This is a genomic window from Pelodictyon luteolum, assembly GCF_001622165.1.
GTDB classification, from domain to species: Bacteria; Bacteroidota; Chlorobiia; order Chlorobiales; family Chlorobiaceae; genus Chlorobium; species Chlorobium luteolum_B.
This window is the reverse complement of record NZ_LVWG01000035.1, coordinates 22167-41937: the sequence shown is the minus strand read 5'-3', so window position 1 is coordinate 41937 and position 19771 is coordinate 22167. Positions and strand designations below refer to the sequence as shown.

General features: G+C 57.8%; 19 protein-coding genes. 12 read left to right on the top strand and 7 right to left on the bottom strand.

Annotation, left to right across the window (positions count from 1 at the left end; all coding sequences use genetic code 11):
• Positions 1–4 precede the first annotated feature (4 nt).
• The 5 genes from A3K90_RS08960 to ligA all read left to right on the top strand — a co-directional run bounded on the left by A3K90_RS08960 (position 5) and on the right by ligA (position 5893).
• Complete coding sequence (locus A3K90_RS08960; RefSeq protein ID WP_303682272.1) at positions 5–442, top strand: arsenate reductase ArsC; 438 nt, start codon at positions 5–7, stop codon at positions 440–442.
• Positions 435–1505 carry an ACR3 family arsenite efflux transporter gene (gene arsB, locus A3K90_RS08955; protein WP_303682271.1) on the top strand — a complete coding sequence of 357 codons (1071 nt, stop codon included), beginning with the start codon at positions 435–437 and terminating at the stop codon, positions 1503–1505. The genes A3K90_RS08960 and arsB overlap by 8 nt, the downstream gene beginning before the upstream one ends.
• A 69-nt stretch (positions 1506–1574) precedes the next feature.
• Entirely contained in the window at positions 1575–2297 is a 723-nt protein-coding gene (locus A3K90_RS08950; RefSeq protein ID WP_303682270.1) for an ABC transporter ATP-binding protein, read from the top strand.
• An 18-nt stretch (positions 2298–2315) separates the two neighbouring features.
• Positions 2316–3866, top strand: coding sequence for an NAD(P)/FAD-dependent oxidoreductase (locus A3K90_RS08945; protein ID WP_303682269.1), 1551 nt, complete (start codon positions 2316–2318; stop codon positions 3864–3866).
• Between the two features lie 2 nt (positions 3867–3868).
• Positions 3869–5893 (top strand): NAD-dependent DNA ligase LigA, encoded by a 2025-nt coding sequence (gene ligA / locus A3K90_RS08940; RefSeq protein ID WP_303682367.1) that lies wholly within the window; start codon positions 3869–3871, stop codon positions 5891–5893.
• A gap of 109 nt (positions 5894–6002) precedes the next feature.
• On the opposite strand, the gene A3K90_RS08935 is transcribed toward ligA, so the two are convergent.
• From A3K90_RS08935 to hisI, 3 genes are all read right to left on the bottom strand, one after another.
• Positions 6003–7154: a putative porin gene (locus A3K90_RS08935; protein ID WP_303682268.1), complete on the bottom strand. Its 1152-nt coding sequence runs from the start codon at positions 7152–7154 to the stop codon at positions 6003–6005.
• Positions 7155–7319: 165 nt separating this feature from the next.
• Complete coding sequence (gene ubiE / locus A3K90_RS08930) at positions 7320–8048, bottom strand: bifunctional demethylmenaquinone methyltransferase/2-methoxy-6-polyprenyl-1,4-benzoquinol methylase UbiE (RefSeq protein WP_303682267.1); 729 nt, start codon at positions 8046–8048, stop codon at positions 7320–7322.
• Between the two features lie 4 nt (positions 8049–8052).
• Positions 8053–8466 carry a phosphoribosyl-AMP cyclohydrolase gene (gene hisI, locus A3K90_RS08925; RefSeq protein WP_303682266.1) on the bottom strand — a complete coding sequence of 138 codons (414 nt, stop codon included), beginning with the start codon at positions 8464–8466 and terminating at the stop codon, positions 8053–8055.
• 166 nt (positions 8467–8632) lie between these two features.
• On the opposite strand from hisI, the gene A3K90_RS08920 reads away from it, so the two are divergent.
• Both A3K90_RS08920 and A3K90_RS08915 read left to right on the top strand, forming a co-directional pair.
• On the top strand, positions 8633–9715 hold the full coding sequence (locus tag A3K90_RS08920) for an efflux RND transporter periplasmic adaptor subunit (protein ID WP_303682265.1): 1083 nt from the start codon (positions 8633–8635) through the stop codon (positions 9713–9715).
• Positions 9716–9739: 24 nt separating this feature from the next.
• On the top strand, positions 9740–10645 hold the full coding sequence (locus A3K90_RS08915) for an AEC family transporter (RefSeq protein ID WP_303682264.1): 906 nt from the start codon (positions 9740–9742) through the stop codon (positions 10643–10645).
• Between the two features lie 10 nt (positions 10646–10655).
• Here A3K90_RS08915 and gltA read toward each other — a convergent pair whose 3' ends face one another.
• Positions 10656–12107: an NADPH-dependent glutamate synthase gene (gltA, locus tag A3K90_RS08910; protein WP_303682263.1), complete on the bottom strand. Its 1452-nt coding sequence runs from the start codon at positions 12105–12107 to the stop codon at positions 10656–10658.
• Positions 12108–12164: 57 nt separating this feature from the next.
• Positions 12165–13010, bottom strand: coding sequence for a sulfide/dihydroorotate dehydrogenase-like FAD/NAD-binding protein (locus tag A3K90_RS08905; protein WP_303682262.1), 846 nt, complete (start codon positions 13008–13010; stop codon positions 12165–12167).
• A gap of 145 nt (positions 13011–13155) precedes the next feature.
• Between A3K90_RS08905 and hisH the strand changes: the two genes are divergently transcribed.
• The 5 genes from hisH to A3K90_RS08880 are packed head-to-tail and all read left to right on the top strand — an operon-like array spanning position 13156 to position 18074.
• Positions 13156–13761, top strand: a complete 606-nt coding sequence (gene hisH / locus A3K90_RS08900; protein ID WP_303682261.1) for an imidazole glycerol phosphate synthase subunit HisH — start codon at positions 13156–13158, stop codon at positions 13759–13761.
• Between the two features lie 42 nt (positions 13762–13803).
• Positions 13804–14574, top strand: a complete 771-nt coding sequence (hisA, locus tag A3K90_RS08895; protein ID WP_303682260.1) for a 1-(5-phosphoribosyl)-5-[(5-phosphoribosylamino)methylideneamino]imidazole-4-carboxamide isomerase — start codon at positions 13804–13806, stop codon at positions 14572–14574.
• A 56-nt stretch (positions 14575–14630) separates the two neighbouring features.
• Positions 14631–15272 carry an SMC-Scp complex subunit ScpB gene (scpB, locus tag A3K90_RS08890; RefSeq protein ID WP_303682259.1) on the top strand — a complete coding sequence of 214 codons (642 nt, stop codon included), beginning with the start codon at positions 14631–14633 and terminating at the stop codon, positions 15270–15272.
• The gene (locus A3K90_RS08885; protein WP_303682258.1) at positions 15241–15993 is read left to right on the top strand and encodes a pseudouridine synthase; all 753 of its coding nucleotides are present in this window, start codon (positions 15241–15243) and stop codon (positions 15991–15993) included. The genes scpB and A3K90_RS08885 overlap by 32 nt, the downstream gene beginning before the upstream one ends.
• A 26-nt stretch (positions 15994–16019) precedes the next feature.
• On the top strand, positions 16020–18074 hold the full coding sequence (locus tag A3K90_RS08880) for a helix-hairpin-helix domain-containing protein (protein ID WP_303682257.1): 2055 nt from the start codon (positions 16020–16022) through the stop codon (positions 18072–18074).
• On the opposite strand, the gene A3K90_RS08875 is transcribed toward A3K90_RS08880, so the two are convergent.
• Together A3K90_RS08875 and A3K90_RS08870 are read right to left on the bottom strand one after the other, a co-directional pair.
• Complete coding sequence (locus A3K90_RS08875; protein ID WP_303682255.1) at positions 18075–19022, bottom strand: L-threonylcarbamoyladenylate synthase; 948 nt, start codon at positions 19020–19022, stop codon at positions 18075–18077.
• A gap of 15 nt (positions 19023–19037) precedes the next feature.
• Complete coding sequence (locus A3K90_RS08870) at positions 19038–19694, bottom strand: diacylglycerol/polyprenol kinase family protein (RefSeq protein WP_303682254.1); 657 nt, start codon at positions 19692–19694, stop codon at positions 19038–19040.
• Between the last annotated feature and the right edge of the window lie 77 nt (positions 19695–19771).

Genomic DNA, 19771 nt, shown 5'->3' with positions numbered 1-19771 from the left:
GATCATGAAAACGTCAGTGCTGGTTCTCTGTACGGGAAACTCATGCCGAAGCCAGATGGCCGAGGGGTTTCTCCGTTCGTTCGACTTGGATCTTGAGGTTTATTCCGCAGGCACCGAACCCTCCGGAACGGTGCATCCTATGGCCGTGAAGGTCATGGCTGAAGAGGGCATCGATCTTTCCGGAGCTTCTCCCAAAAGCGTTGACGGGTTCCTTTCCCGTCCATTCGATTACGTTGTGACGGTCTGCGACGGGGCCAATGAGTCATGCCCGGTGTTTAGCGGAAGGGTAGGAAAACGCCTGCACATCGGGTTTGAAGACCCTGCCGGGGCGTCCGGGACGGAAGAGGAGGTGCTGAAAGTGTTCCGCAGCGTCCGCGACCTTATCAAACAGGGTTTCGGGGAGTTCTATCGTAACGATATCAAGGGAGACCCTCATGAATAAGATTTCCGGCAGGCTTTCGTTTCTCGACCGCTACCTGACGCTCTGGATTTTCCTGGCCATGGCAGCAGGTGTTGCCGCTGGCTGGGCCTTTCCCGCCGTTCCGGCATTCATCGGGAGTTTCCAGTCCGGGACGACCAACATCCCCATCGCCATAGGACTCATCGTGATGATGTATCCTCCGCTGGCGAAGGTGCACTATGAGGAACTCGGTGAGGTGTTCGCCAACCGGAAGATACTTTCCCTCTCGCTGCTTCTCAACTGGCTCGTCGGACCGCTTCTGATGTTCGCGCTTGCGGTGTTGTTCCTCTCCGGCATGCCGCACTATATGGCGGGCCTGATCCTCATCGGTCTTGCCCGCTGCATCGCCATGGTCATCGTCTGGAACGACCTTGCCGGCGGTGACAGGGAGTATGCCGCAGGGCTCGTGGCGTTCAACTCGATCTTCCAGGTGCTGTTTTTCCCGCTCTATGCATGGTTTTTCCTGACGGTGCTGCCGGGATGGCTCGGGCTCTCCTCGTTCAGCGTCCATATCACCATCGGCGAAATTGCCGCTTCGGTCGCCATCTATCTCGGCATACCTTTCGCTGCAGGGTTCCTTTCCCGCTTTTTTCTCATCCGCTGGAAGGGATCGGAGTGGTATCAGCGGGAGTTCATCCGGCGCATAAGCCCCCTTACCCTCATAGCCCTCCTCTTCACCATTGTTGCGATGTTTTCGCTGAAAGGTGCTTATATCGTCGCAATCCCGATGGACGTGGTACGCATCGCAGTTCCGCTGTTCATTTATTTCGTACTGATGTTCTTCACCTCGTTTTTCGTTGGAAAGAAAGCGGGCGCCGGATATCAGAAAACGGTGACACTCTCCTTTACTGCGGCGAGCAATAACTTTGAGCTTGCCATTGCAGTGGCTGTCGGCGTGTTCGGTATCCATTCGCCGGAGGCGTTTGCCGCGGTCATCGGGCCTCTTGTGGAGGTGCCGGTGCTCATCGGCCTCGTCAATGTGTCGCTTGGCCTCCGGAAGCGTTTCTTTTCTGATGCCGAAGGGAGGCCAGCTGTGGCGGACTGATTTATCGGTTCCCGTCAGTCCCTTTTTGTTCGTATCTTCATCAGGAGCGACAAAAATAAACACCGAGTGATGGCCGACGAAATTCTCCGACTTGAACACATACAGAGGGAGCTTGAGCTGTCGCGCGATGTCCGCCAGACGATCATTCCGAACCTCTCCCTCCGGATAACGGCGGGAGAGTTCGTTTCCATCACAGGCCCTTCGGGGTCCGGAAAATCGACCCTGCTCTACATCATGGGCGGGCTCGACAAGCCCTCTTCCGGCAGGGTCTTTCTTGACGGGGAGGATATCACCGAAACGGAAGAGAAGGAGATGACCCGGATCCGGAACCGCAAGATCGGGTTCATCTACCAGTTCCACTTCCTGCTTCCGGAGTTCAACGCCGTGGAGAATGTGAGCATGCCGATGCTGATTGGCGGCCGCCTGTCCCGTAAGGAGACGAGGGAGCGTGCCATGGCCCTGCTCGACATGGTGGAGCTGCAGGATAAATACACCAATAAACCGAGCCAGCTGTCCGGTGGACAGCAGCAGCGAGTGGCCATTGCCCGTGCGCTTGCAAACGAGCCGAAGGTGCTGCTTGGCGATGAGCCGACCGGCAACCTTGATTCCCGTTCCGCCGACAAGGTGTACCAGCTGTTCGAACGCCTGAACCGTGAACTTGGCCAGACCGTGATTGTGGTGACCCATGACGAGGAGTTCGCCAACCGGGCCGGACGGCGGATCCATCTCGTCGACGGAAAGATCGAGAGCGACCGGATGCTTCGGGATGGCCGCGCAGTCCTCTCCCAATGAGTTAAACCTGATCTCTGCATGCACTCTTCCCTTGATTCCATTCGCTCCTCCCACCCGCATTTGTACGGCGCGTTTTCTTCGCTGCCGGACGGCGAGGCACACTTCCGCTCCGTTCAGGAACTCGATCGTTACTGGGAGCGGCTGCAGGATCCCCTGCCGGAGGTGGTGAGGGATGCCGCCTCATTGCCACCCGGGGCCGTCATCAGCGGCACCTACGATATTGTCTATGCAGGCGGTACCCTTGGCATGCTGCATGCGGCGGTAATGGCACGGCACCATGGCCGGAAGGTGCTGGTTTTCGACCGCCATACACCCGGTCGTTCTACGAGGGACTGGAATATTTCCCGCCCCGAACTGTTCAGGCTGGCCGATACCGGGGTGTTCAGCCATGAGGAACTCGAATCGGTAATCGCCCGGAAGTACCGGAATGGATGGGTCGAGTTCCACAAGGAGGACGGAAGCCAGAAGCGTCTCTATATGGAGAATGTGCTCGACTGTGCCGTCGAGGCGGACCGGCTGCTCGGTATTGCTACGCAGAAGGTGAAGTCTGTTTCGGGATGCGATGTCCGTTCGGGGCTGTCGTTCGTCCGGTGCTGGCGGTTCAGTGACCATGTGGTGGTGGAGACAAAGGACGCCGCGGGGTCATCGTCCTGGTTCAGGGCCCGTGTGCTGGTCGATGTGATGGGCATCCTTTCGCCTATCGCCATGCAGCTCAACCGGGGCCGCCCGCAGACCCACGTCTGCCCGACGGTCGGCACCATAGCCAGCGGGTTCGAGGACGCTGATTTCGATACGGGGGAGATCCTTGCCAGTACCGGCTCTGCCGACATGTCTTCCGGCCGGGGCCGCCAGTTCATCTGGGAGGGGTTTCCGGCTAAAGGGGATGAGTACATCACCTACCTCTTTTTTTATGACGAGGTCTCCTCTCCCAACGACAAGTCGCTCGTCAGCCTGTTCGACACCTATTTCAAAAGGCTTGGCGAGTACAAGAATCCGGGAAAGGATTTCAGGGTACATCGGCCGGTGTACGGCATCATCCCGGCCTATTTCCATGACGGATTCAACCGTACGCGCGAGATTGCAGATGACCGTATCATCCTGTTCGGTGATGCCGCATCGCTCGCCTCACCGCTCACTTTCTGCGGGTTCGGTTCAATGGTTCGCAACCTCGGGCATCTGACGGCGGGCCTTGAGGACGCCCTCAGCTCCGCCGACCTCTCGAAGCGTTCGCTTGAGCGGGTCAGCGCCTATGAACCCAACGTAGCCTCGATGGCCAATCTCATGAAGTACATGTGCTTCGACTCAGCCACCGATGAGCCGAACTTCGTGAACGATCTCATGAATGAGGTGATGATAGCACTGGATGACCTTCCGGAACACTACCGCGAGGCGATGTTCCGCGATGAAATGAAGATCGAGGAACTTGCTGTGGTGATGCTCAAGGTTGCCTGGCGCTATCCGAAGGTCCTGAAGGCCACCTGGGATAAGCTTGGCATTGAAGGATCGCTCGGATTCCTCAAGAACATTTCCGGCTGGGCGTTCTCCCAGTTCAGGCAGCCCTGGTGGTGATGATGGGGGGAGCAGATGCACTCCGGCGGGAGGCCGAAGAACTCCGGGTTCAAATAGAGCGCCATAACCGCCTGTACTACCTCGAAGCGAAGCCGGAGATTTCGGACTATGATTTCGACCGGCTGCTTCTGCGCCTGGTCGAGCTGGAACGGGCCCATCCTGAACTCGTGACGCCCGACAGTCCGACCCAGCGGGTCGGTGGTGCCATCACCAGGGAGTTTCCTCCGGTGGAGCACCGCGAACCGATGCTCAGTCTTTCCAACACCTACTCCATCGGCGAGGTGGAGGAGTTTGAAGGGCGCGTTGGCCGCCTGCTTGAGGCGGAGGGCATACGGAGCCGCGATATGGTGGCGGAACTGAAGTTCGACGGCGTCGCAGTAAGCCTCCTCTACCGTGACGGAGTCCTGGTGCGTGGCGCCACCCGCGGCGACGGCCGGCGTGGCGACGACATCACCCTGAACCTCCGGACCATTCCGACGGTGCCTCTCAGCCTCGGTACCCTTGATACTCCGTTTTCCAATGGCGAGGGTCGCGAGGTGGAAGTGAGAGGGGAGGTGTTCATGCAGAAGAAGGATTTCACGGAGCTGAACGATACCCGCCCCGAAGAGGACCGGTTCGCCAATCCCCGGAACGCCACGGCCGGAACCCTTAAACTGCAGGATTCGGCTGAAGTGGCTACGCGCCGGCTCTGGTTCGTTGCATACTACCTCGACGGGCTCAAGGATCCCGATACTCCTCACTTCCGGCGCCTCCAGCTGCTTGAGACAGCGGGCTTTTTCACCGGCGGCCACTACCGGCTCTGCCCGGGTATGCAGGACATCGCTGCATTCATCGACCGTTGGAACGAGGAGCGCTGGAGTCTTCCTTATGAGACCGATGGGGTCGTATTAAAGCTGAACGACGTTCGTCAGTGGAAGACCCTCGGAGCCACGAGCAAGAGCCCACGCTGGGCGATTGCCTACAAGTACCCTGCCCAGCAGGCCACGACTGTGCTTCGTGATGTTGTCTTCCAGGTCGGTCGACTCGGAACCATCACGCCGGTTGCGGAACTCAAGCCGGTGCGGCTCGCTGGATCGACCGTGTCACGTTCCACCCTGCATAATTTTGATGAGATGCGGCGCCTTGGCATCATGCTTGGCGACAGGGTCATTATCGAGAAGTCCGGGGAGGTGATTCCGAAGGTGATCCGTGTCGTCACTGAGGAGCGCCCCGCAGATGCCCGGCCGGTCGGGCTGCCTTCACTCTGCCCTGCGTGCGGTACGCCGATCATCCGGGAGGAGGGGGAGGTCGGTTATTACTGCCCGAACGAAGCGGGTTGCCCGGCGCAGCTGAAAGGCCGGATCCTGCACTTCGCGTCCCGTAACGCCATGGATATCCAGAACCTCGGTGAAGCGCTTGTCGACCAGCTGGTTGCTCTTGGCCTCGTGCATGATCCTGGTGACCTGTACTTCCTGCAGGAGCCCCAGCTCCGGAACCTGGAGCGCATGGGTGCAAAATCTGCGCAGAATGTGGTGCGGGCGCTTGATGAAAGCCGCAGCCAGAGCTACGCCCGTCTGCTCTTCGCTCTCGGCATCCGCCACATCGGCCAGGCAACGGCGCGTGAGCTTGCCCGGGCATTTCCCTCAATCGCAGCGCTTGAAAAGGCAACGGAGGCGGAGCTTGCCGATGTAGCCGATATCGGGCCGGTGATCGCCCGGAGCATCAGGGAGTGGTTTGAAAAGCCTGCCGTTCCTGCACTTCTCGAAAAGTTGCGCGATGCCCGCCTTCCGCTTGCAGCCGAAGAGCCGAAACCGCTCATAAACAGCAACTTCGAGGGACTCTCGGTCGTTTTTACCGGTGCGCTCCTGCGCCACGATCGCCAGAGTGCATCCGAGCTGGTGCTGGAGCGGGGAGGGAAGATTGTCTCTACGGTAAGCAAAAAGACGGGGCTTGTTGTGGCGGGCACAGAGGCCGGCAGTAAGCTGGAAAAAGCCATCAAGCTGGGTCTCAGGGTAATCAGCGAGGAAGAGTTCGAGGCAATGCTGTGAACTCCTGAACGTCCTCTCCGAGTCCAGAATGCTTCGGCAGAAAGCTAAAGGCTGCCTGTGCGGGCAGCCTTTAGTGCGATTATGCATGATTGCTATATGCGGCTTCGGCTTAGAACTTGACGAGCATGTCGGCCTGCCAGAGCTGGTAGTGGTTTCCTGAATCTATGACTTTTTCGTGGTTATAGTATTTCAGGGCAACATTCAGGTCCTTGATGAGCTGGTACTGGGCGGTGAGCTTGATGCCCTGGCCATCAGTTCCGCCCTTGAAGCGGGTTCCATCGGTGAATGCTCCAATAAGGGCGTCTTTTTCAAGGTAGCAGTAGTTGGCATCCAGAGACCATTTTCCAACCTTGTCGGCTTTGCCCAGCGTTCCGCCGACGAGGTAGGCGGTATCATTATTGTCCACGCCGCTGGCGATGTTGCTGGCATACTGTCCGTAAACCTTCCAGGGGAGTCCGCTGCCGAATTTCCCGCCTGCGTTGGCGAAGATTTCAATGATATCGTAATCGTAGGTCAGCTTTCCGCTGGTGCCGCTGGTGCCGGTGTTGCCGAACAGTTTGTCTCCGTAGGTCCAGGTGATGCTGGACCCCTCGATGTTCAGGTATTTGTAGTAGCTGCTCCCGAGCATATAGTCGACTCCGCCCGATTTGCCGCTCCAGGCGAGCTGTGCTGTCCAGAGTGCGGGGTCGTCAGTTACGGTTTTGTCTGTAGTGGCCGTTTCACTCACCTCTCCAAGGATATAGTAGCCAGCGGTGGCGCTGAGTCCCTGCTGCAGCTTCTTGCCGTTCCTGCCGTACTGGAGGGTAAGGCCTTCGAGGGTGACATCGGTGTCCCAGAGCAGGTCATTGACCCTCACGAGGCACTCGCTGACGTCGCGCTTGCCGGCGCTCAGGGCCGCGTTGCCTTCAAGCCCGTAGGAGAGCGGACGGATTTCCAGGTAGGCCTGGTTGAGCATCAGGTCGCTCATGCTGAAGGCATCGCCGCTTCCAAGGACATAAAGGCGCGATGTCGGGTTGCTGGCGCCTGTTGCAACTTCAATGCCGCCCTTGATTTCGTCGTTGATTTTCGGGAATGTGCCGAAGTGGAGGCCGATGCGGTGGCTTCCGTCAAATCGGGAGTCGCCATCAAGGCGGCTGGATTCGTAGCGGTAGAGGGCCTCGCCTTTCCAGTTCCATTCGATCTCGCTGGCGGAGGCTGCTTCCCGGCCCCATCCTGCTGCGGCAAGGGCGGATAAAATGATCAGTGTTTTTTTTATGGCCATGGAGGTTTGGTTGCGCATTACGTTATTTACTCTAATACATAACGCTATATATAAAAAAAGCTCTTACGAGATGGAATTATACGTGATATTTCCTTGATTTCATAACTGTCGTCAAGGAAATATCAGATTATCCAGAAATAAATAAGGTTAAGTGGCCGGATTGCCTTATTTTTCTGCGATATAGAGGATGGAAGTCTCAAAGGTCATGGGACGGTATTCGGCGGCGCTGAATCCGCTTTCCTTCAGAATGGCAGTAAAGGCTTCAGCCTGCGGGAACTGCTCGACCGAGTGGGGGAGGTAGTCGTAGGCGAAGGTCGAGCGGCTGAAAAGCCCGGCTACTTTCGGCAGCACTTTCTTGAAGTAGACGAGGTAGAGGTCCTTAAGGATCGGAGTGCGCGGAATCATCGGCTCGATGATCAGCGCATGGCCTCCGGGTTTCAAGACCCGGTGGAACTCCTGCATCCCTTTCTTGAGGTCTTCGAAGTTTCGCACACCGAACCCTGCAGAGACGATGTCGAAGCTGGCGTCCTTGAATGGCAGCTCTTCGGCGCACCCTTGGGTGAACTCGATCGAAGGGTACTTTCTGCGGGCGATGGTGAGCATCTCGGGGGAGAGGTCGAGTGCGCTGACTTTCGCATTGGGGATTTTCGTCATAGCGTCAGCAAGGTCGCCGGTGCCGGTTGCGACGTCGAGGATGCGCGGTGCCGGCACGTTCAAAAGCAGCTTCCGGGCACGGCTGGTCGCCGCAGCCCGCCAGTAGTTGTCAATGCCGAGTGAGAGCAGGTGGTTGAGGAAGTCGTAGGTCGGTGCGACTTCGTCGAACATCTGCTGGATAGACGACCTCGATTTGGTGAGGTTGAGCGATTCGGCAGTTTTTTTTGCAGGGGTTGCCATAGGTTCAGCTTTTTTTGCCATAGACCTCTTCAGGATCGAACATCAGGGTGTCGCAGATTTCCATGCTGCCGTCCTCCAGAACCCTGCGGTAGAAGCAGGAGTGGTAGCCTACATGGCAGGCTCCGCCGATCTGGGAGACTTTCAGGATGAGGGTGTCGCCGTCGCAGTCGATGAGGATGTCGTACACGTCCTGCATGTTACCCGATGATTCGCCCTTCAGCCAGAGCTTGTTGCGGCTACGGCTCCAGTAGCAGGCTTTTTTGCGCTCGAGCGTCATCTCCAGACTCTCGCGGTTCATCCAGGCCATCATGAGGACTTTGCCTGTTTCATGGTCCTGTACGATGGCCGGGACCAGTCCCTTCGCATCGAATTTGACTGTGTCGAGAAAGCTTTTGTCGATACCTTCGTTATCTCCCATGATGACTGCCTGTTAAGTGTTCCTGAACGAAAACGGCCGACGGGTGCGGCCGGGGGGGAATTAGGTTTTTAAAGATTGATAAAATTATGGAAAAACCAAGGTCGCAATGGAGAAAAAGGCGAAAAGGTGTAACTTTAAAAACACTCAATCAACCTTGAACAGGTCCATGCAGTCCCTACAGAAGATCTTCCCGAAATACTCGATCGCCCTTGGCGCCTTGTTTATCATGACGGTTACCTACCTCCTGCTGAAGGGTGGCACCGTGGAGGTCGATGCCCTCAGGGTTGAGTACCGGGAGCTGGTGCAGGCGGTGTATGCGACAGGCTACGTGGAGGCTGACGCGGTGGCGAACCTCTCAGCTGAATATTCCGGGACGGTCAGCTTTATCGGTGCACGGGAGGGTGAGATGGTCGAAACTGGCCAGACGATCCTTTCCTTTGAGAGCCCTCGACCCGAGTTTGCCGTCAGGGAGGCCCGGGCCGCTTTGAGGGAGCAGGATGCCGCCATGAAGGATGCCGAGCTTGATTTTTCACGTAAAGAGAACCTGTTCCGGGAGGGCGCTGTGTCGCGACAGGATTTCGATCGGGCGGAAAAAGCCCGGGTGCAGGCCGCGGAGCTTCAGCGCCAGAAGGCGTTCCGGCTGAAAATGGTTGAAGATGACCTGAAAAAATTGACGGTTCGCGCCCCGTTCAAGGGGGTGCTGACCCTGCAGGATGTGAAGAAGGGTGATTATGTCTCATCTGGTGCCCTTGTGGCGACGGTGGTCGACACAAGCGGATATGCGGTCGTCGTTGAAATCGATGAACTCGATGTTCCCCGGGTCCGGCCCGGCCAGAATGCGGCTGTGGTGTTCGACGCATACCCCGAGCGCCGTTTTTCGGCTTCAGTGTCGAGGGTCGTGCCGATGACTGACAGGGTGACGAAGACCTCGAAGATCTATCTTGTGGCTGATATGCCAAAGGGTGCGGTGCAGGCCGGTATGACGGCAACAGCCAACATAATTTTCAATGTCAAGCACAGATCGCTCCTTGTACGGAAAGGCTCGGTGTTCCGGGAGGGTACCGACAGCTACATTTGGAAAATCGATGAAGGCCGGCTGAAGAAGCAGCCGATCCGGACCGGAGCCTCGGACCTCACCTATGTCGAAGTGCTTGAGGGGCTCAAAGAAGGTGATCTGGTGGCATCGGTTCCTGAAGATCGTTTCCGTGAGGGGATGGTGGCGAATGCGTCGGCAAGCCCGAAATCCTAGCATGTATCCCATCTCTGCTCCCCGGTGCACAACCTGACGCTCATCATCGTCTGCTTCCTTCTCGGCATAGCCGCAAGGAAGCTCGGCCGTCTGCCCGCCGTTACTCCCTTGGTCCTCAACAGCTTCATCATCCAGGTGTCTCTTCCTGCGCTGACCCTTCTCTATGTTCACGATCTGCGGCTTACGGGGGACGTTTCCGTTCTGGCATCAATGCCGTGGTTGCATTTTCTCATTGCGGCGGTGTTTTTCTTCGCTGTCGGCAAGGCCCTCCGTCTGCCGCGTAAAACGGTGGGGGCTCTTATCCTGACAGGCGGGCTCGGCAATACCTCTTTTCTAGGATTGCCGATGATTGAGGCGTTCTATGGGCGTGAAGGCATTGCATATGGCATCATCGTCGACCAGCTGGGCTCGTTCATGGTGCTCTCGACCCTCGGCATCACCGTGGCCGGCATCTATTCGGATGGACGCCCTTCGCTTCCGGCCATCCTTAAACGTATTATCCTCTTTCCGCCATTCATCGCGCTTCTTCTGGCGCTCTTCCTCATGCCCGTTGCCTATCCGCCGTGGCTGGTTGCTGTGCTCGCCCGCCTTGGCGACACGCTTGCTCCGCTGGCGCTTTTTTCAGTGGGGTTTTCGTTCCATCCCGGTCATCTCGGCGGGAACGGACGGAATCTCGCGCTTGGTCTCGGCTTCAAGCTGGTGCTTGCACCGCTTGTGCTCGCGATGTTCTATCTGGGAATTGTCGGGGTACGTGGGCCGGGGGTGGAGGTGATGCTGTTTGAAGCAGCGATGCCGCCGATGATAACTGCGGGCATCATTGCCGCCGAGCATGACATCAACCCGCCGCTTGCCGGGTTGATGGTTGCTCTTGGCATCATTCTCTCTTTTATGACTCTGAGCCTCTGGAGCATACTGCTTGGAGGTGTCTGAAGCGGGTGGGTTACCACTCGTTGTGGTTTACTGCCGTACCCATGAGCTTATCGTGGATCGCCTTGGCTGCCGTACGCCCTGCGCCCATGGCGAGGATGACGGTGGCACCGCCGGTGACGATGTCGCCGCCGGCATAGACGTTCTCTTTTGAGGTCGCCATCGTGTTGATGTCGACAATGATGGTGTCGCGCTTGCTGACTTCGATGTCGGGAGTGGTCTGCTTGATGAGCGGGTTCGAGCCGTTGCCGATGGAGATGACGGCCATGTCGAGCGGAAGGATGAACTCGGAACCCTCAACAGGAACAGGGCGGCGGCGGCCGGACTCATCGGGTTCGCCGAGCTCCATCTTGATGCATTTCACGCCGGTCAGCCAGTGGCGGTCATTTCCGAGGAACTCAAGCGGGTTCATGAGAAGCAGGAACTCGATGCCCTCTTCCTTCGCGTGGTGGATCTCCTCGACCCGCGCAGGCATCTCTGCTTCCGAACGGCGGTAGACGATATAGGCGTGTTCGGCTCCGAGCCTTTTTGCGGTACGGACCGCGTCCATCGCGGTGTTGCCACCGCCGAAGACTGCGACGTTTTTGCCCCTGCAGTCAAACACCGGAGTGTCGCTGCCGGCGGGGAAGTCATAGGCCTTCATGAGGTTGACGCGGGTGAGGAACTCATTGGCCGCAAGCACGCCGACGAGGTTTTCGCCGGGGATGCCCATGAACCAGGGAAGTCCTGCGCCGACGCCGATGAAGACGGCATCGAAGCCCTCTTCCTCAATCAGTTCGTCGATGGTGACTGAACGGCCGACGACCACGTCGGTCTGGAATTCCACGCCCATTTTCTTGAGCCCCTCAATTTCCGTTTTCACGATTTCTTTGGGAAGGCGGAACTCAGGGACGCCGTACATGAGCACGCCGCCGAGCTCATGGAGCGCTTCGAACACCACCACCCTGTGCCCCTGGCGGATCAGGTCATTGGCGCAGGATAGTCCTGCCGGGCCGCTGCCGATGACGGCGACTTTCTTGCCTGTCGCAGCCTTGATGGCCGGAAGATCCGGCTCACCGTGTTCGCGTTCCCAGTCGGCGACGAAGCGCTCAAGGTTGCCGATGGCGACAGGCGCGTGTTTCTTGCCGATGACGCAGGCCTTTTCGCACTGGTCTTCCTGCGGGCAGACCCTGCCGCAGACGGCGGGAAGGACGTTGTCTTCCTTTACCTTTCTGGCAGCTCCAAGGAAGTCGCCCTCGGCGACCAGCTTGATGAATTCATCGATCTTGATGTTCACAGGGCATCCCTGGATGCAGATGGGGTCCTTGCACTGGATGCAGCGGAGCGCTTCCTGCCGGGCAAGTTCAGGGGTGTAGCCGAGGTTGACTTCGCGGAAGTTTTTGTTGCGGACTTCTGGATCCTGCGCCGGCATCGGCTGGCGGGGAATGGCCAGGCGTTCTTTATTCGTGATATGTTGTGCGTCCATGGTTGTGTTCAGTTGGAAAATGATTGTGCAGAGTACCCTTCTCTTCTCGTCGCCGCTTTACTTATCCATGTGCAGGTGGCAACGGTGGCTTGTGCCTTCAGCCGACTCTTTCTCTTCAGAGAGGTAGATCCTGTTGCGGTCGGCGAGGTTGGTGAAGTCGACCTCGTGGGCATCGAACTCCGGTCCGTCGACGCAGGCAAACTTGATCTCATCCTTTACCGTGACCCTGCAGCCGCCGCACATGCCGGTGCCGTCGACCATGATGGGGTTGAGGCTGACGACGGTCTTTATGCCGTAGGGACGGGTGACTTCGGCGATGGCCTTCATCATCGGAATGGGTCCGATGGCGAGCACGTAATCGATCTTGCGGCCTGAGTCGATGAGTTCCTGCAGTTTCTGGGTGACGAAGCCGTGGAAACCGTACGAGCCGTCATCGGTAGTGATATAGGCTTCGTCGGAGACCTCGTTCATTTCCTTTTCAAGGATGACGAGCTCTTTCGAACGGGCACCGTTGATGGTGATGACGTGGTTTCCCGCCTCTTTGAGGGCGACTGCGGTCGGGTAGGCGATGGCCGTGCCCACACCTCCTCCGATGCTGACTGCTGTGCCGAAGTTCTCAATGTGGGAGGGGGTGCCGAGGGGTCCGACGACGTCTGCTATCGAGTTTCCTGCCTCCAGGGCGTTGAGTTCCCTGGTGGATTTCCCCATTCCCTGGACGATGAGGGTGATGGTTCCCTTTTCAGGGTCGGAGCCGGCAATGGTCAAGGGCACCCTTTCTCCATGCGAAGTGACGCGCAACATGATAAACTGGCCGGCTTTTCTCTTTTTGGCGATCCTCGGCGCCTCAATTTCCAATTTTTTGATATTTTCAGCTAAGAAAATTGAGGAAACAATTCTATACATTGGTTCGTCGGTTTCGTATGGGTTTATGGAGTCCGGTACTTTTTTTTGGCGGGGCGCAAAAGCTAACATAATACGGATTAAAAATTGAATTAAAAAATGGGGTTGGACAGCGGCTCTGGCCGCCCTTCCCGGGGATTGCGTGCACATGGTGTTTATAGCTGATTACGGCGCCGGAAACCTCCGTTCGGTGCAGAAGGCCTTCGATTATCTCGGCATTCCGGCAACCGTCAGCAGCGATCCCGCCAAAATGGCTGGCTGCAGAAAGGTCGTGCTTCCGGGTGTCGGCGCGTTTGGCCAGGCCATCGAGGCGCTCGACCACCTCGGGTTCACTGACGCACTTTCCGAGCATGTCGATAAAGGCGGCCACCTTTTCGGCATCTGCCTCGGCATGCAGCTGATGCTTTCCGAAAGCGAAGAGATGGGTTCGCACCGCGGCCTCGGACTCATTCCGGGCAGTGTCCGGCATTTCAAGAGCGATACAGACAAGATTCCCCAGATCGGTTGGAACTCCATCGACCTCCAGAAGGATAGCGTCCTTTTCCGGGGCATTGAGGACCACTCTTTCTTCTATTTCGTACACTCGTACTACTGCGATCCTCTGGAGGCCTCCAGCATGGCCTCGACGACCTGGTTCGCGGGAAAAAACTTTTGTTCCGCCATTGAAAAAAATGGTATTTTTGCGGTGCAGTTTCACCCCGAAAAGAGCTCCGAAGCTGGTTTGCAGGTGCTTCGGAATTTCGCGGAGTGCTAGGATCTGCATCCCCTTTTAACCTATGTATTGCTGCGACCCGCCATGCTGATTATTCCCGCTATAGACATAAAGGACGGAAAGTGCGTCAGGCTGACGAGAGGCGATTTCAGTCAGCAGAAGATCTACCTTGACAATCCCCTTGACATGGCCATCATATGGCGCAAGCAGAACGCCAAGATGCTCCATATCGTCGATCTTGACGCCGCCCTGACAGGAGAGATGGTCAATTTTGAAAGGATCCGCCAGATTGTCGAAGAACTCGACATTCCCGTACAGGTCGGCGGCGGCATCCGTTCGGCAGACGATGTGAAGCGATACCTCGACATGGGAGTCGGGCGGGTGGTCATCGGCTCGGCTGCCGTGACGAACCCTGAACTCGTTGGCGACCTCATGAAAACCTGGCGCGCATCGAAGATCGTCGTCGGCATCGATGCCGTCAACGGCGTGCCGAAGATAAAGGGGTGGACCGAGAGCGCCCACCTGAAGGACTTCGAGCTGGCCCAGAGGATGAAGGATATGGGCATCGAGCGAATCATCTACACAGACATTACGCGCGACGGCATGCTCCAGGGTGTCGGCTATGAGACCACCAGGCGCTTTGCCGAACTGGCGGGCATGAAGGTGACCGCCTCGGGCGGCGTGACCAGTTCCGAGGATCTCCGGCGTCTTGCCGGTCTGCAGTACTGCGGAGTCGATTCGGTCATTATCGGAAAAGCCTTTTACGAGTGCAATTTCCCCTGCCAGGAACTCTGGTACAATTTCGAAGAGGGTATCTGCCTCGACCACAACTTTTCGACGGCCCGCAAAAGGTAGTACCGCCGTTGGGCGGCGCAGCCGTCGTTCTGCCAACCGAAGCTTCCCCGAAAGAGATGCAGGAACGTGCATTGCACCAAGAGATCGAAGCGGTGATCTTCGCTTCCGAGGAGGCGGTGACCCTCCAGACCATACGGCAGGTGACCGGTACCTCCCTTGACTCGGGCGAGCTGCAGGAGATCATTGAGCGGCTGAACGCCGAGTATCTGGAGACGGGGCGGACGTTCCATATCCACCGGCTTGCCGGCGGCTACCGGTTCCTTTCGAGGGACGAGTACGCAGAACTCCTGCGGAAGCTGGAGTCGCCAAAAATCCGGCGCCGTCTATCACGTTCCATCCTGGAGGTGCTTTCCGTCATCGCATACCACCAGCCGGTGACCAAGGGGTCAATCCAGGAGATCCGCGGGGTGAGCCCCGATTATGCCATTGACCGGCTTCTGGAGCGCGAGCTTATCGAAGTGCGGGGTCGTGCCGATTCCCCCGGCAAGCCCCTGCAGTATGGAACCACGAAAGAGTTCCTCGACCTGTTCCATCTTTCATCACTCAAAGACCTGCCGAAACTTCGCGAGATCCAGGAGATCCTCCGCGAGCACGAGGAACAGGAATATCTATCACAGCCGGACAGCGGAGGGGAACCCTTTGACGGCGGAGCACAGGAAACAATCGATGGGGAACAGCGTGGAGAAGAAACAGAATGAGGCGGTAAGGATCAACCGGTATCTGGCCATGTGCGGGATAGCCTCGCGCAGGGCCGCCGACCAGATGGTTCTCGAGGGTCGGGTCACCATCAACGGCGTTCTGGCCACTGAGCCCGGCGTGAAGGTGGTGCCGGGAAAGGATGAGGTGATTGTCGACGGATCGAAATTCGCCCAGCCTGAGGGCCGGAAGATATACATCCTCTTCAACAAGCCCCGCAATGTCATCACCACCAGCAGTGATGAGCGGAACCGTGAGATGGTGCTCGATTTCATTGATGTCAATGAACGGGTCTATCCGGTCGGTCGTCTTGACCGCAAAACCACCGGCGTGCTTCTCCTCACCAATGACGGGATGCTGGCAAATAAACTGATGCATCCTTCTTCAAATGTGAAAAAAGAGTACATTGCTGTATTGGACGCTCCGTTCCCGCAGGCGTCCCTTCCTCTCCTCACGGGCGGCATGCGCCTATCAGACACCGGGGAGAAGGTAAGTCCTTGCCAGGCCAAGATTATGGGAGACGGCTCACAGGTCTGGATCAGCATACACGAAGGAAAGAACCATCAGGTTCGCAGGATGTTTAAGACACTGGGGTTTGAAGTGACACGGCTTGACAGGGCAGCTTATGCAGGCCTTACAGCCGGTGATCTCCGCCGGGGCCAGTGGCGCCATCTTACGCGTACCGAGGTGCAGCAGCTCCGGCTGTTAGCCGGAAGTTCCTGATTTTTTTTCACGCAGGACTAACCCCCATGGCAATGAGACTTTTTCACAACAGGGAAAACGGTCACGCCATGCGGGTGATGGCCGGCTATCTTTTCATCGTGCTTCTGGCCCGGCCGCCTGAGGCAGCCGAAGCCGCTGATTCGGACGAGCTTGAGTCCGTCTTCGGTGCCCTCGAACCAGAGGGCAACCTTGAACCCCTCCTTGAAGACCTTGCCGATCTTAAACGGCAGAAGATCCCGCTGAATGAAGCTACAGCCGAAGACCTGCTCCAGCTGCCCTGGCTGACGAACACCGACGCCCAGACTATTCTCTCCGCTCGCCGCAGGACTCCCATCCGCAACGAATCGGACCTCGCTGCCCTCGTCGGCAGGGAGAAGGCCGCGCGGATGATCCCCTACATTGTCTTTGAAAAGGACCTCATGCTGCGTCGGGAGGCTCTCCGCGACCAGATCGAAGGATCCTTCTACAGTCGCTACTATACTGAAATGCCCGAGCGGCAGGGCATCACGATCGGTGATTATGAGGGCGACAATTATAAACTCTACAATCGCTTTCAGCTTGCCATCCCGCACCTGAAGGCTAGCGTGGTTCAGGAAAAGGACGTGGGGGAGCCGGACCTTGACGACTTCACCTCCTTCAGCCTCAATGCTTACGACATCGGCATCGTCAAAAGCGCCGTTGTCGGCAACTACACCCTCAATTTCGGTGAAGGACTTCTGATGGGCCAGAACCGGTATTTTTCAAAAGGCTCCGATCCTGCCGGAAGCGTGCGGCTGCATTCCCGGCGACTTTCGCCCTATAGTTCGAGCGCCGAGTACGGGTTCCTGCAGGGTGCGGCGGCAACCCTTCGGCCCGGTGATTTCGAGGTTACGGCGTTCACCGCCTCCAACCGCGTGGATGGAAGAGTCAGTGATCTTGAGCTCATCACCAGTTTTGACGAGTCGGGCTACCATCGCACGGAACTGGAGATTTCCCGTCAGGACGGGGTGCGGGAGGAGGCTTCTGGCGCCAACCTTTTATGGAACTTCAGCGCTCCCGGAGTGAACGGGCGGATTGGTGCAAGCATGGTCCACTACCGGTATTCCGAGCCGCTGGAGTCGCTGGTTGACGCCGGTTTTTCTCCTGACGAAGCCTCTTCAGGCGATCTCGTGGGTCTTGAGGCCGCTCTTGCGTCCGGAAAGTTCGGGATGTTCATGGAAGCGGCCTTTTCCCAAAAGCCCGAAGCGGCTTCATGGATCGGCGGCGTATCATACGAGCCGCTGCACGGGGTGAGTGCGGTAGCGGCAGTGCGCAACTACGGGGACCGCTATTATTCTCCTTTTGCCGGGGCGTTTGCCGAACGGGCTGACAATGCGATGAACGAAGAGGGTTATTATGTCGGCATCGATGCGAAACTGAGCCGGCGGGTACAGGTTGGTGCGTACTTCGACTGGTTTCGTTTTCCGCTTCTGAGTCCCGCATACTATCCCTACCCTTCGGAGGGGCAGGATATGCGTTTGTTTACGGTGTGGAAGGCTTCACCAACCCTCACATGGACGATGCAGCTGCAGCACAAAGAGAAGGAGGAGGCGTCATCTGCACAGTGTGCCACTGGTGGGGAGGACTGTGTCGCTGGCTATGCCCCGCTGCCAGTCGTGACGGACAGGATCCGGCTTGATTGCGACCTGAAAGTGCTGAAAGGGTTCAGTACCCGTACCCGCGGCGAACTCAAGCGGGTTTCGAAGGAGTACTATGCAGCCCCCAGTTCCTACAACGGTTGGCTGGTCTATGAACAGCTGAACTATGCCACCGGAAGGCTCAGCCTGAAGTGGCGCGGAACCGTGTTCAATACCGACAGCTCCGACGCGCAGATCTATGCATATGAGGATGGTCTTCCGATGCAGTTCGACCTCGGAGCATACAACGGACGGGGAAAATCGATGTTTTTCCTTGCTGCCTGGAGAGCTGAAGCGAACCTGAATCTTGCGGCTCGCTATGAGGTTACGACGTATACCGACAGGGATGTTTACAGCAGCGGTTCCGACCTGCGCAGTACGGACTCTCCGGCTTCGCTGCATGTCGGTTGCCTGTGGACGTTCTGATTACTTGTGCCCTGCTGCGCGCTTGATGCGGTCAAGAAGGGCGCGGCCGATGCCGGCCGTCGGGGGCAGTTCGCAGTAGATGGTGCTTATTGCCCGGCGGTCGCACTCCCTGAAGAAGTGGAAGAGGCTCCGTGCGTATGTTTCAAGGTCAATGCACTGCTCGACGAATGCCATGCCTCTCGGTGGCGGCGCGGTTCCGATATATGCAGCGCGTCCTTCTGGAGAGGGCATATCTCCTTTCTCGATCGGGATGATTTCGGCTTCCGGTGCGTAGTGGGGGTATTTCAGTCCCGGGCTTTTCGGGGTTTCTCCCTCTTCCAACGGGCGGGCGGCGGTGGTTGACGCCACGATGCTCTGCAGTTCTTCCAGGCTGACAGCTCCGGCTCTCAGCATGACGGGGTGAGGGCCGGTGCAGTCTACTATGGTCGATTCAAGGCCAATCCGGCTCGGTTCCCCCTTGAGGATGGCGTCGATGCGGCCGTCGAGGTCTTCCCTGACAGCTTCCCATGTGGTTGCGCTGGGGCGGCCCGAGCGGTTTGCTGAAGGCGCTGCGACAGGGCAGCAGCAGCGGGAGAGGAACAGGCGGGCTACGGGATGGCGGGGGCAGCGGATTCCGACGGTCTCGAGCCCTGCCGTGACCGAATGGCGCACCCTCGGGCTTTTAGGGAAGACGATGGTGAGCGGCCCGGGGAAGAAACCCTCCATCAGTCGCCGTGCGTCCGTTGTGACCCTGGCTGCTGCCATCTCCACCTGTTCGACACTGCTGACGTGTACGATGAGCGGGTTGTCGGAGGGTCGGCCTTTTGCCCGGAATAACCCTTCAACCGCTTCAGGAAAATCGATGCCGGCTCCGAGCCCGTAAACGGTTTCAGTGGGGAACGCGACGATCTTTCCGGCGTTGAGGATTCTGGCTGCTTCCTCGGCTGAATCGGTGATGCAGGTCTGCATGGGTGCTTAGTCCGTCTATCGGCAGATGGAGAGGATCTCGATTGCTTCGGGGATGAAGATGGTGTAGTAGAGCATGCCTGCCGCAGCGGCAGCAATCGGAATGCTCAGGTTGTCATCGATCCTGAAACCGGCAATGCGGAAAACAAACGCTTCGGCAACTGTTCCGACTAAGGCCATCAGGACACCTGCCAGCGGGTCAATGTTGGGGACGACGGCGACGATGCCGAGTGCTGAGAGGAAAAACGCGCCGCTTCCTTCAAGGCTTTTGTGTCCGAAGCGGTGCCGGCCGAGGGTTTTTCCGACGAGGGCGGCCATGGTGTCGGATACGGCCACCATTGAAAATGCGGTGATGGCGATGATTTTAGGAAAGAAGATGACGAGGATGAGGGCCGAGAGAGTGATGCAGGTTGCTCCGTTCATGTGGGGTTTCTCACCTTCAAGTTCATGCTCGCGGAGCATATAGCCGAACGTCCCGTGGTACCAGTCGGCCACCGGGCCTTTGAAGTTTTTCAGGAGGTCGACGGCGAAGAATCCAAGAAACAGGGGGACAAGGAGCATAAGCGCCAGCTCGCGCGTGATATGGCAGTAGATGACTGCGATCGCCAGCGATGACAGATGGATGGCTTTCCGGGCGACTTCATAGCGCAGGCCCAGGCGGTCGTTGTGTTCCATTTGAAACGGGAGGTTCAATGGCTCATGAAAACGGTGCTTTCCACCCACAGCGGAAAGGGGGACTGAGGCGGAATATA